Origin of the sequence: Psychroserpens luteolus (genome assembly GCF_021032705.1) — a bacterium.
Classification (GTDB): Bacteria; Bacteroidota; Bacteroidia; order Flavobacteriales; family Flavobacteriaceae; genus Psychroserpens; species Psychroserpens luteolus.
Genome location: NZ_JAHVXI010000027.1, coordinates 1 through 461 on the forward strand (window position 1 = coordinate 1; position 461 = coordinate 461).

The following is a 461-nucleotide window of genomic DNA, read 5'->3' on the forward strand; positions in this document are numbered from 1 at the left end:
TATCCGCCGCCCAGAGGGCTATTGTTTCCGATCCTATCCGCCAACCTATGTGCAGCAGCGTCAGATGAAGGGCGATTTTGCCTCTGGTGGTGTCACGATTCCGGCGCACAAAATGCCCGCAACACCCCGCTCAGAACAAATACGCATATGCCTGAACGATTGCATCCGGCCTCCGCTTGGGGTTTGGCATCAGGCCGCGCCACGCAAGATCTTAAGGTGAGTATTATGTTGCCGACATGCAACACTAATCCTCTAGGCTTTCTAGGAAGGTTTCAATCCCGCGCTGCAACCGCTCCCGGTCAATCGACGAGAAATCACGCGGCAACCTGATCTCCACCCGACCGTCCTGCGCGATGATCCGGGCCTCGCCCTCGGGCCGCTTCAACCTCAAGGTCGTCTTCGACACGGAAGGCGGTACCGGCTTCGGCTCCAGCTCCGGCTTGGTTTGATCCAACGCCGAC

At 58.4% G+C, this 461-nt stretch carries 1 protein-coding gene; it reads right to left on the bottom strand.

Features of this window, described 5'->3' with window-relative positions:
• Window positions 1–244 precede the first annotated feature (244 nt).
• The coding region (locus KWG70_RS17685) for a hypothetical protein (RefSeq protein ID WP_230937369.1) at window positions 245–461 on the bottom strand (217 nt) is incomplete at its 5' end.